Raw genomic sequence first — 12,045 nt, 5'->3', positions numbered from 1 at the left:
GACGGTTGAGTCGGGTCAGCGGGAGCGGCGGCTGCCGGCTCGCGTGCCGGCGGAGAACGCCGCGGCGCTGCCGCCGCTGCTCGTCGAGTAGACGGTCGCCGAACCACCGCGACGGCCGGAGCCCCCCGAGGCGCCAGCGCCACCGGAACGGCGACCGGCCGACTGGCCCTCGCCGCCCTGGCCACCGCGCCCGCGACCCGCACCCCGACCGCCGGAGCGGCCGGCACCGCGGGCGCCGCCGCCCTGCGCGTCCGATCCCTGGTCGCCGCGGCCTCGGCCGCGGCCTCCCTCGCTGGGGCCACGACCGTGCTCGCCCGCCTGACGCCCGCCGCCGGCACCACGGCCACCGCCGGAGCCGGCGTTGCCGCGGGCACGACCACGGCCGCGACCGGAACCGCCACCGGAACCGCTGCCCGAGCCGCTGCCCGAGCCGCTGCCCGAGCCACCGCCGCGGGGGGCCTCCTCGCGGACAAGGCCACCGGCATACGACCGCTCGCCCGGGGCGAGCTCGCTCAGCAGCGGGTGCCCGAGCTGGACGCGGGTGGTCGTCGGCTTGATGCCGGCCTTGCGCGTCAGGTCGCGCACGTCGCGCACCTGGTCGTCGAGCATCATCGTGATGACCGTGCCGTCGTTGCCGGCGCGCGCCGTGCGGCCGGAGCGGTGCAGGTACGCCTTGTGCTCGACGGGCGGGTCGGCGTGGATCACGAGGGCGACGTCGTCGACGTGGATGCCGCGGGCCGCGATGTCCGTCGCGACGAGGGTCTGGGCGCGGCCGGAGTGGAAGTCGTCCATGTTGCGCGTGCGGGCACCTTGGCTGAGGTTGCCGTGCAGCTCGACGGCCGGAACTCCCGAGGCGTTGAGCTGCTTGGCGAGCTTCTTGGCCCGGTGCTTGGTGCGGGTGAAGACGACCTTGCGCCCGGGGGCCGCGGTCAGGTCGAGGATGACGGGAAGGTGGGCGTCGGCCCCCACGTGGAGCACGTGGTGGCTCATCGTCGAGACGGGCGACTGGGCCGAGTCGGCCTCGTGCGTCACGGGGTTGGTGAGGAAGCGCTTGACCAGCACGTTGATCGCGCCGTCGAGCGTCGCGGAGAAGAGCAGCCGCTGGCCGTCACGGGGCGTCTTGTCCATGATCCGCCGGACGCCCGGCAGGAAGCCGAGGTCGGCCATGTGGTCGGCCTCGTCGAGGATCGTGATCTCGACGTCGTCGAGGGACACGTGGCCCTGCTGCATCAGGTCCTCGAGGCGACCGGGGCAGGCGACGACCACGTCGACGCCCGCGCGCAGGCCCTGGACCTGGGGGTTCTGGCCGACGCCGCCGAAGATCGTCTGCGACGTGAGGCCGAGCGGCTTCGCGAGCGGCGCCATCGCGGTGTCGATCTGCGTGGCGAGCTCGCGCGTCGGGGCCAGGATCAGGGCGCGGGGACGGCGCGGCTGGCGACGTCGACCCGACTGCGACAGGCGGGTCAGCAGGGGCAGCAGGAACGCGTACGTCTTGCCGGAGCCGGTGCGACCGCGGCCCAGCACGTCACGCCCGGCCATCGAGTCGGGCAGCGTCGCGGCCTGGATGGGCGTCGGGGTGGTGATGCCGAGGTCGTCGAGGATCGAGACGAGGCTGGTGGGCACGCCGAGAACGGCGAAGTTCGTGTCGGTGGACACAGGTGGGCACTCCAATAAGTGGAAAGGGTCGTTCTGCCCGGCGCGAGGAACCTCGGCGATGAGGGGTCGCGGCGCAAGAGCGAATCGACGGGGCCGGCGCAGCTGCGCCCGACCAAGAAGAGGCGGCCCGAGGCAGAACTGGGCGGGCCGCTGCCACCAGCCTAGCCGATCGGCGTCGTCGGTTCACACCGAACCCATGACCGCGACCTTGAAGAATCTTCTTCGCCTTCCCTAACAGACCGCTCGAATCGCCGTGCCTCCTCTCAGAAAACGCTGACGCAACTCACAGCGGTCCCTAACGTCGAAGGGTCGGCGTCGTGGGGGCGCCGCGGGCGTGCGCGCGAGTTGCGTGGTCTGGTCACGCCCGAGTGACAACGATGGGACACCGCATGACGAAGAGAAGGCGTGTCATCACGACCGTCGTGGCCTGTACCACCGCCACGGCGTTCGCGGCCGGCACGGCATCGACGGCTTCCGCCCACGACTCCGGCCAGGGTCCGGCGCACTCGCCGAAGGTGCTCAACGACAAGGTCATCGCACCGTTCGGCATGGCGATCTCGGGTCAGGACGTCTGGTACACAGACGGATTCGTCGGGACCGTCAACCGAATCTCGAAGGGGACCGACACGGTCGTCACCAAGGGACCGCAGTCGGAGGTCGCCGGCATCGACGTGATCCGGGGCGGCGACACCTACGCCTTCACGTCCTCCAACGACGACCACAGCGCCACGTCTCTGACCATCCGGAGCAAGGGGCGCGCGGACGTCGTCGCCGACCTCAGCGCCTACGAGAAGAAGGTCAATCCCGACAAGCACAAGACCTACGGCGTGGTCGCCGGCGGGAAGTCGTGCGCGCCAGGAGAGCTCGACGCCTGGTTCATGAAGAACGCCGGAACCCCCGCGACGTACAAGGGACAGGTCGACTCACACCCGTATGCCGTCGGCTACCTCGGGGACGGGGCGTGGGCCGTGGCCGACGCCGGGGGCAACGACATCCTCCGGGTGGACCGCCACGGGCGGGTGTCGACGATCGCGGTCATGCCTGCCCAACCCGTGAAGCTGACGGCCGCCCAGGTCGCCGCGCTCGGAGCGCCGTCGTGCCTGGCCGGGGCGACGTTCAACTTCGAGGCGGTCCCCACCGACGTGCAGCGCGGCGAGGACGGCAAGCTGTGGGTCTCGACGCTGCCCGGCGGTCCCGAGGACCCGAGTCTCGGGGCACGCGGCTCGGTCTACACCGTCAAACCGTGGAAGCACACGAGCAACCGCGTGGCGACCGGCTTCCTCGGTGCCACCAACCTCGCCCTCGGTGACGACGGCGCCGTCTACGTCGCCGAGCTCTTCGCGGGCAAGGTGACGCAACTGAAGCACGGCCACCGCTCGACCGTCGTCACCACCGAACGGCCGCTCTCCGTGGAGGTCCAGGGCGACTACCTCTACGTCGGGACGCTCGCGGACATCATGTTCGGCCCCTCGGGGCCGCCCGTCATCAAGGCTCCTGGAAGCATCACTCGATACCACCTCTGAGCGAGGTCCGAGCGACGTCTGAGCGACTCGGAGTCACACGTCTGATCGCCTCTCACCGCAGGCGCCCCGGGTCCTTTTCCCGGGGTGCCTGTTGTTATGCGGCTAACGGTTCGGTCGCATCCGTGGGAAGGCTCAGGGAAAGGTGGAAGGATCGGTGGATCAAAGGCGCACCGTCGCGCCCGAAAAATGAACACCGAGTTCGCACACCGCGTTCGTCCTGGAAGGACCTCCCATGCGTCGCATGTCCCTCATCGCCGCCACCGGCTTCGCCGTTGCGGGCCTCACGCTGTCCGCGTGTGGTTCGAACTCGCTGTCCAACAACTCCCCCGGAGCGGGCAGTGCCCCAGGCGCCTCGGGAACCGCTGCAGGCGGTGCGGTCGACCCGACGCTGGCTGCCAAGGTGCCGGCAAAGCTCAAGTCCGCCGGCAAGATCGTCGTCGGCACCGACCCGACGTACGCACCCAACGAGATGCTGGCGAGCGACGGCAAGACGGTGGAGGGGTGGGACGTCACCCTCTTCGACGCGGTCGCCGCCAAGCTGGGCCTGAAGACCGAATATGTCCCGGCCGGTTTCGGCACGATCATCCTCGGCGTGACGGGTGGCAAGTACGACATGGGCGTCTCGAGCTTCACCATCAACCCGGACCGCAAGCAGAAGGTGAACATGGTGAGCTACTACAGCGCCGGCACCCAGTGGGTTGTCGCCAAGGGCAACCCGGAGAACGTCAGCATCGACAACGCCTGCGGCAAGAGCATCGGCGCGCAGAAGGGCACCGTGCAGGCCGACGACCTCGCCGCGCGCAGCAAGAAGTGCACCGACTCGGGCAAGCCCGCCATCACACAGGTGATCCAGACCGGCCAGGACCAGGTCACCGCTGACGTCGCCAGCGGCAAGACCGTGGCGATGCTCGCGGACTCGCCCATCGGGTTGTATGCGGTCAAGCAGACCGGGACGTTGGAGCCGCTCGGCAAGATCTACGACTCGGCTCCCTACGGCTATGTCGTCCCGAAGGACCAGACCGCCTTCGCCAACCTCTTGGTCGACGCGCTGAAAGCCGCCAAGGCCGACGGCAGCTACGAGGCCGCACTGAAGAAGTACGCCGTCGAGGCCGGCGGGATCGACAACTTCGCCGTCAACCCGTGAGCAGTCCGATGACCGGCGCGACGCAGACCAGCACGACGGCCGGCACGGCCAGCGACCGGCCGGGGCTCATCGACGCCCGGCCGGTGCGCCACCCGGGCCGGTGGGTCGCCCTCGCCGTGATCATCCTGCTCGTCGGGATGCTGATCAGCTCGTTCGTGACCAACCCGCGCTGGGATTTCTCCAAGGCGCTCGAGATCATGCAGCAGACGCCGGTGATCGAAGGCCTCTGGAAGGGCACGATCATCGGCACGATCGGGTCGATGGTCATCGGCATCGTCGGCGGCGTCATCATCGCCGTCCTGAGGCTGTCCGAAAACCCCGTCCTGCGCGGCGTCTCGTTCGTCTACACCTGGTTCTTCCGCGGCATCCCGCGGCTCGTGCTCCTCGCGATGATCGGCAGCGGCGTCGGCTTCCTCTACAACAAGATCGACTTCGGAGTGCCGTTCGGGCAGCAGCTCGCCTCCTTCATGGGGCTGTCGAGCAACTTCACCTTCTTCACCCTGAACGTCAACCAGTTCTCGAGCACGCTGCTCGCCGGCATCATCGGCCTGGGTCTCTCCGAGGCGGCCTACATGGCCGAGATCGCCCGCGCGGGCATCCTGTCCGTCGACAGGGGCCAGGCCGAGGCTGCTGCAGCTCTCGGCATGGACCGCGGCAAGGCGATGCGACGAGTCGTGCTCCCGCAGGCGATGCGCGTCATCGTGCCGCCGACCGGCAACGAGACCATCGCGATGGTCAAGGACACCTCGCTCCTGTCGGCGATCCCGGTCATCACGGAGCTGTTCTACCAGACCAGTGCCATCGGCAACCGGACGCTGCTGATCATGCCGGCGTTCGTCGCCGTGACCGCGTGGTACCTCATTGTCGGTTCGGTGCTCATGGTCGGGCAGTACTTCCTGGAGAGGCGGTTCGGGCGCGGCTTCGGCACCCCGAGCAACAAGCGGGCCGCACGACCGGCCGGGGCAGGAGGAGCCTGATGTCCGACACCACCACCAACCGAAGCACCACGAACCAGCCACCCGCCGGGGCGGGCACGACGGCGCAGGCCCAGCCGAACGAGCGCTCCCGCACCGGGGAGGAGCAGCCGCTGGTCCGGGCCCTCAACGTCATGAAGAGCTTCCACGGCAACGAGGTGCTCAAGGGCATCGACCTCGACGTGCACCGCGGCGAGGTCGTCTGCCTCCTGGGTCCGTCGGGCTCTGGCAAGACGACCTTCCTGCGCTGCATCAACCAGCTCGAGCAGATCGACGGTGGCCGCATCTGGGTCGACGGCGACCTCGTGGGCTTCCGCGAGCAGGGCGGTCATCTGCACCACCTCACCGACAAGCAGGTCGCCGCGCAGCGCCGCGACATCGGCATGGTGTTCCAGCGGTTCAACCTCTTCCCGCACATGACGGCACTCGACAATGTCGCCGAGGCTCCGGTCCAGGTCAAGGGCGTCGGCAAGAAGGAGGCGCGGGCGAAGGCGCGGGAGCTGCTCGAGCAGGTCGGCCTCGGCGACAAGCCCAGCGCCTACCCCGCCCAGCTCTCCGGCGGCCAGCAGCAGCGCGTCGCGATCGCGCGAGCCCTCGCCATGGAGCCCAAGCTGATGCTCTTCGACGAGCCGACCTCGGCCCTCGACCCCGAGCTCGTCGGCGAGGTGCTCCGCGTCATGCGTGAGCTGGCCCAGCAGGGCATGACCATGATCGTCGTCACGCACGAGATGGGCTTCGCCCGCGACGTCGCCGACCACGTCGTCTTCATGGACGCCGGCGTCGTCGTCGAGGAGGGCAAGCCCCGCGACGTCATCACCAACCCGCAGCACGAGCGCACCAGGTCGTTCCTCCAGCGCATGCGCAGCGAGGACGAGGAGGCCGCCTCCGACGCGGAGGCCAACCGCGACGCCTGAGCGTCCCGGCTCGCGTCGAGTGGGCACCTCTCCGGCGGGAGGTGCCCACTCGCGCGTCCGGGCGCAGGCCCCGGTGGGCGCCCGGCGGGGCCGGGCACAATGGGCCCATGACGACGGAGTCACCGCAGCGCCGCCCCTCCCTGCCCGACCACGAGATCCCGACCATCGGGATCGACGAGCTGCGGGCCACCCAGCTCGAGCGGCTCCAGCGGACGGTCCACGCGGCCTACGGCAACGTGCCGCACTACCGGGCGGCGTTCGAGGCCAAGGGTTTCCACCCCGATGATCTCCGCTCGCTCGACGACGTCAGCCGTCTGCCGTTCACGACCAAGGCGGACCTGCGCGCCAACTACCCCTTCGGCATGTTCGCGGTCCCGCGCGAGCAGGTCGTACGCGTGCACGCCAGCTCCGGGACCACCGGACGTCCCACGGTGGTCGGCTACACGAGGCGCGACATCGACACGTGGGCCGACCTCATGGCCCGCTCGATCCGCCTCGCCGGCGGCCACCCCGGCGACATCGTGCACGTCGCCTACGGCTACGGCCTGTTCACCGGCGGGCTCGGCGCCCACTACGGCGTCGAGCGGCTCGGCGCGACGGTGGTGCCGGTCAGCGGCGGCATGACCGAGCGGCAGGTGCAGCTCATCCAGGACTTCGGCCCGCGCGTCATCATGGTGACGCCGAGCTACTTCCTCAGCCTGCTGGACCAGATGGAGCACGAGGGCATCGACCCGGCCGGCACGAGCCTCGAGGTCGGCATCTTCGGCGCCGAGCCGTGGACCGAGTCGATGCGCCAGGAGATCGAGCGCCGCACCGGCATGGACGCCGTCGACATCTACGGGCTCTCGGAGGTCATGGGACCCGGCGTCGCGCAGGAGGCCGCGACGACGAAGGACGGGCTCCACCTGTGGGAGGACCACTTCCACCCCGAGGTCATCGACCCGGTCACCGAGGAGGTGCTGCCCGACGGCGAGGTGGGCGAGCTCGTCCTGACGTCGCTGACCAAGGAGGCGATGCCGGTCATCCGCTACCGCACCCGTGACCTCACGCGCCTGCTGCCGGGCACGGCCGTCCCGTCGATGCGGCGCATGCAGAAGATCACCGGGCGCACCGACGACATGATGATCATCCGCGGCGTCAACGTCTTCCCGACGCAGATCGAGGAGCACGTGCTGGCCGAGCCGCGCCTGTCACCCTACTTCCAGTGCGTGCTCACGCAGCCCGGGCGGATGGTCGAGCTGACGGTGCTCGTGGAGCCGCTGTCGCCTCTGGAGCCGGGCGCCGGGGACGAGATCGCGCGCACCCTCCAGCACGCGATCAAGACGCACATCGGCACGACGTGCCGCGTCGAGGTGCGCGACCCGGGCACCATCGAGCGCTCGATCGGCAAGGCCCGCCGCATCGTCGACGAGCGGCCGAAGGCGTGACCTCCTCGCCGGTCCCCGAGCCGTATGCCGTGTCGGCACCCTCCGGGGCACGCCCGCTCGGCGTCGCGCCCTTCCTCTCGCCCGGCGACGTGGTCATGTGGCGCTACCGCGACCACTCCTGGGTGCCGGGGAAGGCCGAGACGCCCTCGCCGATGCGTGTCGTCCGGGACGACTCATCGTCGTTCGAGCGCGGCGAACGGCCGTTCGATCCGACGTGGACGGCCTGGCGGCCCGACCCGACGTGGACGGTGCCCCGGCTGGGCAAGCACGAGCGCTGGGTCGTCGACCTCGTCGACTGACCGGGGCGCCGACTCAGCCGGCGCGCAGGGCAGCCCGGACCAGGTCGATGGCGGCCGCGGCGTCGAGGCCGGCGTCGCGGGCGGCCGCAGCGAACTTGGCGGCGAGGGCTGCCACCGCCACGTCGGCGGTGTGCTCGCCCGAGGCCACGACGGTGCCGGCGCGGCGGCGGGTCTCCACGAGGCCGGCTGCCTCGAGCTCCTTGTAGGCGCGCGCGACGGTGTTTGCCGCCAGGCCGAGATCGGCCGCGAGGGCGCGCACGGTGGGGAGCCGGTCGCCGGGCAGCAGCCGTCCGGTCGCGATGAGGCCGGCCAGCTGGGCCCGCACCTGCTCGAACGGTGGCTCGGCCGCGTCGAGGTCGACGACGATGCGCAGGTCGTCGGTCATCGCGCACCACCACCCGCCGGCGAGACGGAGGAGGCAGAGGCAGAGGAGCGGGCAGCACCCCGAGACCGCGGCACGACCGGCGCGTCCCAGAGGACGGCCACGAGCGCCAGGACCAGCGCGACGACACCGAGAGCCGTCAGCGCGAAGGCGAGGTTCTGCATCCAGTCGCCGGGAGCCACGGGGGCGTCGGCCCGGCCCGCCATGGCGACGGCCCCGCGCAGCCGCTGCGTCACGTCGTTGAGGCTGGGCCCGATGGTCAGGCAGAGCCCGGCGGCGGTGACGAGGGTCCCGGAGGCCGACCAGCGCAGGACGCGGATGCGGGCCCCGAGCCGCAGTGCCCGGTCGAGGTCGGAGTCGTCGACGATCGCAGGACGCGCATCCACTGCACGCAGAGCCATCCACGTCGCAGCCACGAGCAGGAGCAGGGCGCCGACCGTGGCGAGGATGTAGGCGCGACCCGGGTAGGCGCCGGTCGTCATGACGACGACGCCTTCCCAGGTGCGCATCCCCGTCCTGCCGCCGGGTCCGGACGTGGCCCAGCCGACCACGAGGCCGACCGCGCACAGCACGAGACCACCCACGTAGTAGCGGGTCAGGCGCACGGACTCGGTGCCGCGGCGGATGTCGAGGGCCGCCTCGCGTCGCCCACCCTGCGGGGTGACGCGCGGCGTCCAGCGCTCGAACAGCGCGGCGACGACGATGCCGGCGACGGCCGCCAGGGCCGGCACGGCCGGGTGGGCGACGGCTCCCTCGTCCGAAGCCGACGCCCCTGCTCGGTCGACACCGCCCAGCACCACGGCATACGCGAGCAGTGCGCCGACGAGTGAGGCGAGCGCCGCCCGGCGGCGGGCGCGGGACGCGAAGGCGTCGAGCCGCCGGGCGCCGAACCACCTCGCGCCGTTGACGATCATCGCCAGCAGCACCATCGGTCCGAGGAACCACGTGATCACCCGAGCGTCCATGCCGAGCTCCTGTCGCGAAGTTTTTGTCGCAAACATTTAATCCATTGAGACAAAGTGCGTCAAGACCCTGCCGTCCATCGGGGACCACGCCGGGTGACCGGCGTCACGCTCCGACCCTCGACACCCGGGTCACCCGACGACTCGCCGCCCGCTAGCATCTACTACGTAATGTAGTTTTGGCGCGATCCTGCGGAGCCCACATGGATGCAACGGACCTGGCACGGTGGCAGTTCGCCATCACCACCGTGTACCACTTCCTCTTCGTGCCGATCACGATCGGCATGTCCCTCGTCGTCGCCGTCTTCCACACCGCGTGGGTGCGCACACACAACCCGCAGTGGATGAGGCTGGCGAAGTTCTTCGGCAAGCTCTTCCTCATCAACTTCGCCCTCGGACTCGTGACGGGCATCGTGCAGGAGTTCCAGTTCGGGATGAACTGGAGCGACTACTCGCGCTTCGTCGGTGACATCTTCGGTGCCCCGCTGGCGATCGAGGCGCTGCTCGCCTTCTTCCTCGAGTCGACCTTCCTGGGCCTGTGGATCTTCGGCTGGGGCCGCCTGCCGGAGAAGCTGCACGCCACGACGATGTGGCTGGTCCACATCGGGACGGTGCTGTCGGCGTACTTCATCCTCGCCGCGAACTCCTTCATGCAGCACCCGGTCGGCTACACGTACAACAAGGCCACCGGCCGCGCGGAGCTCACCGACTTCTTCGCGGTGCTGACCAACAAGGTGCAGCTCGTGACCTTCCCCCACGTCGTCTTCTCGGCCTACATGACCGGCGCCGGCGTCATCATGGGCGTCGCACTGTGGCTGATGCGCCGCGAGGCCAAGCGCGCCCACGACGACGCGCAGGACGTCGCCCGCACCGACGCGCCGATGTACCGCCGGGCGACGCGCATCGGCGCCGTCTTCGCCCTCGTGGCCGCGGTCGGCGTCATGGTCAGCGGCGACCTCCAGGGCAAGATCATGACCGAGGTGCAGCCCATGAAGATGGCTGCCGCCGAGGCGCTCTACGACTCCGTGCCCGCGGGCCAGGGCGCCCCCTTCTCCGTGCTCACCGTGGGCTCGCTCGACGGCTCGCACGCCAACGCGCTCATCGAGATCCCGGGGCTGCTCAGCTTCCTCGCGACCGGCAACTTCGGCGGCGCGGTCAAGGGCATCAACGACCTCAAGGCGCAGTACGCCCAGACCTACGGCGCCGGCGGCAACAAGCTCGTGGCCGACGTGGCGACGGCCTACGTGCCCAACATCCCGACCACGTACTGGACCTTCCGGCTCATGATCGGCCTCGGGATCGCGACGGCGCTCATCGCGCTCGCGGTGCTGTGGCTGACCCGCAAGGGCGAGACCCCGACCGCACGGTGGCTGACGTATGCCGCCGTGGCCGCTCCGCTCCTTCCCGTCTTCGCCAACAGCTTCGGGTGGATCTTCACCGAGGTCGGCCGCCAGCCCTGGCTCGTCTTCGGCCTCATGACGACCGCCCACGGCGTCTCGCCGAGCGTCTCGATGGGTGAGGTCGTCACCTCGATGGTGGTCTTCACGCTCCTCTACGGTGCGCTCGCCGTGGTCGAGATCAAGCTCTTCCTGCACTACGTCCGCAGGGGCGCCGAGCCCTTCGAGAAGCCGCAGGACCCCGCCGACCGGGACGAGGACGCACCCCTCGTCTTCGCCTACTGAGAAGGACTGGGCTGCAATGGATCTCGCAACCTTCTGGTTCATCATCCTGGGTGTCCTCTGGACCGGCTACCTCGTCCTCGAGGGCTTCGACTTCGGTGTGGGCATGCTCCTGCCCGTGCTCGGCGGCAAGCGCTACGCGTCCGACGCCGTCGACGCGGAGAAGCGCCGTCGCGTCCTGCTCAACACCATCGGCCCGGTCTGGGACGGCAACGAGGTGTGGGTGCTGACCGCGGGGGGTGCCACGTTCGCGGCGTTCCCGCACTGGTACGCGACGCTCTTCAGCGGCTTCTACCTCCCGCTGCTGCTGATCCTCGTCGCCCTCATCGTGCGCAACCTGGGCTTCGAGTACCGCCACAAGCGGTCCGAGGCGCGGTGGAAGGCACGCTGGGACCAGGCGATCTTCTGGGGCTCGCTCGTGCCCGCGCTCCTCTGGGGCGTCGCGCTGACGAACATCGTGCGCGGCGTGCCCATCAACGCGGCCAAGGAGTACACCGGCAACCTCTTCACCCTGCTCAACCCGGCCGGCCTGCTCGGTGGCCTCGTCTTCGTGGCACTCTTCCTCACCCACGGCGCGATCTTCGTGGCCCTCAAGACCGACGGGAAGATCCGCCTCGAGGCGCGGCAGATCGCCGAGCGGGTGGGCGTCGTCGCGGCGGTCCTGGCCGTGGCGCTGCTGCTCTGGATCGGCGTCACCGACGGCAAGCTCGCCTCGTGGGTCACGACCGTCGTCGCTGCGGTCGCGCTCCTCGGCGGGCTCGCCGCCAACCGGGGCGGCCGCGAGGGCTGGGCGTTCATCGGGACCGCCGTCACGATCGCCATGGCCGTCGCGACGTACTTCCTGGTGCTCTTCCCCGACGTCATGCCGAGCTCGACGAACCCGGCCTGGAACCTCACGATCGCCAACGCGTCGAGCACCGACTACACGCTCAAGGTCATGACGATCGTCGCGCTCGTCTTCACGCCGATCGTGCTGCTCTACCAGGGCTGGACGTACTGGGTCTTCCGCAAGCGCCTGACCGTCAAGCACATCCCCGAGGACGCACCACTCGAGACCGTCTCGCACTGAGGAACCCCGTGAAGCC

Annotated in this window: 11 protein-coding genes; 8 read left to right on the top strand and 3 right to left on the bottom strand. The window is 70.1% G+C overall.

Annotated features, from left to right (window positions below):
* Positions 1-15 precede the first annotated feature (15 nt).
* Positions 16-1,656: a DEAD/DEAH box helicase gene (locus tag ABD194_RS00255; RefSeq protein ID WP_343985747.1), complete on the bottom strand. Its 1,641-nt coding sequence runs from the start codon at positions 1,654-1,656 to the stop codon at positions 16-18.
* 389 nt (positions 1,657-2,045) lie between these two features.
* On the opposite strand from ABD194_RS00255, the gene ABD194_RS00250 reads away from it, so the two are divergent.
* From ABD194_RS00250 to ABD194_RS00225, 6 genes are all read left to right on the top strand, one after another.
* A complete protein-coding gene (locus ABD194_RS00250) occupies positions 2,046-3,179 on the top strand; it encodes a ScyD/ScyE family protein (RefSeq protein ID WP_343985744.1) in 1,134 nt (377 codons plus the stop codon).
* 232 nt (positions 3,180-3,411) lie between these two features.
* A complete protein-coding gene (locus ABD194_RS00245) occupies positions 3,412-4,323 on the top strand; it encodes an ABC transporter substrate-binding protein (RefSeq protein ID WP_343985741.1) in 912 nt (303 codons plus the stop codon).
* On the top strand, positions 4,320-5,300 hold the full coding sequence (locus ABD194_RS00240; RefSeq protein WP_343985738.1) for an amino acid ABC transporter permease: 981 nt from the start codon (positions 4,320-4,322) through the stop codon (positions 5,298-5,300). The genes ABD194_RS00245 and ABD194_RS00240 overlap by 4 nt, the downstream gene beginning before the upstream one ends.
* The gene (locus tag ABD194_RS00235) at positions 5,300-6,211 is read left to right on the top strand and encodes an amino acid ABC transporter ATP-binding protein (RefSeq protein ID WP_425579919.1); all 912 of its coding nucleotides are present in this window, start codon (positions 5,300-5,302) and stop codon (positions 6,209-6,211) included. Before ABD194_RS00240 ends, ABD194_RS00235 begins: the two co-directional genes overlap by 1 nt.
* Positions 6,212-6,318: 107 nt before the next feature.
* The gene (paaK, locus tag ABD194_RS00230) at positions 6,319-7,638 is read left to right on the top strand and encodes a phenylacetate--CoA ligase PaaK (protein WP_343985735.1); all 1,320 of its coding nucleotides are present in this window, start codon (positions 6,319-6,321) and stop codon (positions 7,636-7,638) included.
* On the top strand, positions 7,635-7,937 hold the full coding sequence (locus tag ABD194_RS00225) for a hypothetical protein (protein ID WP_343985731.1): 303 nt from the start codon (positions 7,635-7,637) through the stop codon (positions 7,935-7,937). Before paaK ends, ABD194_RS00225 begins: the two co-directional genes overlap by 4 nt.
* A 13-nt stretch (positions 7,938-7,950) precedes the next feature.
* Here ABD194_RS00225 and ABD194_RS00220 read toward each other — a convergent pair whose 3' ends face one another.
* Both ABD194_RS00220 and ABD194_RS00215 read right to left on the bottom strand, forming a co-directional pair.
* Complete coding sequence (locus ABD194_RS00220) at positions 7,951-8,322, bottom strand: GntR family transcriptional regulator (protein ID WP_343985728.1); 372 nt, start codon at positions 8,320-8,322, stop codon at positions 7,951-7,953.
* Positions 8,319-9,284, bottom strand: a complete 966-nt coding sequence (locus tag ABD194_RS00215; RefSeq protein ID WP_343985725.1) for a hypothetical protein — start codon at positions 9,282-9,284, stop codon at positions 8,319-8,321. Before ABD194_RS00215 ends, ABD194_RS00220 begins: the two co-directional genes overlap by 4 nt.
* 200 nt (positions 9,285-9,484) lie before the next feature.
* On the opposite strand from ABD194_RS00215, the gene ABD194_RS00210 reads away from it, so the two are divergent.
* Both ABD194_RS00210 and cydB read left to right on the top strand, forming a co-directional pair.
* Positions 9,485-10,963 (top strand): cytochrome ubiquinol oxidase subunit I, encoded by a 1,479-nt coding sequence (locus ABD194_RS00210; RefSeq protein WP_343985721.1) that lies wholly within the window; start codon positions 9,485-9,487, stop codon positions 10,961-10,963.
* 16 nt (positions 10,964-10,979) lie between these two features.
* Positions 10,980-12,029, top strand: a complete 1,050-nt coding sequence (gene cydB / locus ABD194_RS00205) for a cytochrome d ubiquinol oxidase subunit II (protein WP_343985718.1) — start codon at positions 10,980-10,982, stop codon at positions 12,027-12,029.
* Positions 12,030-12,045 lie beyond the last annotated feature (16 nt).

The organism is Terrabacter terrae, from assembly GCF_039529575.1.
GTDB lineage: Bacteria > Actinomycetota > Actinomycetes > Actinomycetales > Dermatophilaceae > Terrabacter > Terrabacter terrae.
Note: the sequence above shows the minus strand (reverse complement) of the source record. Positions and strands in the feature narration are given on the sequence as shown.

Bases quoted from the DNA above. Each gene is read 5' to 3' on its own strand.
- ABD194_RS00250 (WP_343985744.1), top strand. From the start codon at position 2,046: ATGACGAAGAGAAGGCGTGTCATCACGACCGTCGTGGCCTGTACCACC.
- ABD194_RS00245 (WP_343985741.1), top strand. From the start codon at position 3,412: ATGCGTCGCATGTCCCTCATCGCCGCCACCGGCTTCGCCGTTGCGGGC.
- ABD194_RS00235 (WP_425579919.1), top strand. From the start codon at position 5,300: ATGTCCGACACCACCACCAACCGAAGCACCACGAACCAGCCACCCGCC.
- paaK (WP_343985735.1), top strand. From the start codon at position 6,319: ATGACGACGGAGTCACCGCAGCGCCGCCCCTCCCTGCCCGACCACGAG.
- ABD194_RS00220 (WP_343985728.1), bottom strand. From the start codon at position 8,322: ATGACCGACGACCTGCGCATCGTCGTCGACCTCGACGCGGCCGAGCCA.
- ABD194_RS00215 (WP_343985725.1), bottom strand. From the start codon at position 9,284: ATGGACGCTCGGGTGATCACGTGGTTCCTCGGACCGATGGTGCTGCTG.
- ABD194_RS00210 (WP_343985721.1), top strand. From the start codon at position 9,485: ATGGATGCAACGGACCTGGCACGGTGGCAGTTCGCCATCACCACCGTG.
- cydB (WP_343985718.1), top strand. From the start codon at position 10,980: ATGGATCTCGCAACCTTCTGGTTCATCATCCTGGGTGTCCTCTGGACC.